At 66.1% G+C, this 693-nt stretch carries 1 protein-coding gene; it reads right to left on the bottom strand.

The genetic code is table 11. The annotated features are described in order from the left end of the window. Positions 1-236: 236 nt before the first annotated feature. Positions 237-693: hypothetical protein (locus tag ACXJKR_RS34060; protein ID WP_457326623.1), on the bottom strand; the 457-nt coding region annotated here is incomplete at its 5' end.

Raw genomic sequence — 693 nt, 5'->3', positions numbered from 1 at the left:
GCGGCGCTGCCGACGGTCAGCAGCATCATGTGGACCATGCCGCGATGGATGGCCGTGGTGCGGAACTGTTTTTTCATGGTGTCTCCGTATTCCTTCGATGTGTCCGGCGGCAGCTGGCTTCAGCGCTGCCGCGTGCCCCGGCACCGAATGCCGAGGCCGCCCCTCGCGATGCTGGTGTCACCGCCCCGATCAACACGGGGCCGGTCGCTGACACGCAACGCCGCTCGCGGCCTGGGTTACTGGATGGTGATGGCGCCCTTGATGGTCAAGTCGGACGCGTAGATGCCCGCGGTTTTCTTGTCCACGTTCGCGTCCATCAACCAGAAGCGCGTGCGCACGACGTTGGAGGACTGCAGCAGCGTCGCAGCCGAGGCGCGCGAGGCCGCCATCTTGTCCAGGGCCGCCTTGAACGCGGCGGCGTTGACGGGGGCGCCCGTGCTGTCAAAAGGGTTCGGCAGCTTGCGCACGTCGTCGTCAAGCGACGCCGTGGTGACGCCCGACAGGCCGCAGGCATCGGTCACCGCGAAGTTGTCAAGCGGCACGCCGTAGCTGAGCAACCCCGGCAATGGGGCCCACACCAAGGTGCTCAGCCTGACGTTGCAGCCGTTGTTGCGCTTGCCCAGGTCCAGGTGCACGACGATGGGCTTGTTCGACGAGTAGAGATCAAGGCCCAAGCCCATGGTGAAGCCCCTG

Source organism: Roseateles sp. P5_E11, assembly GCF_054049355.1.
Note: the sequence above shows the minus strand (reverse complement) of the source record. Positions and strands in the feature narration are given on the sequence as shown.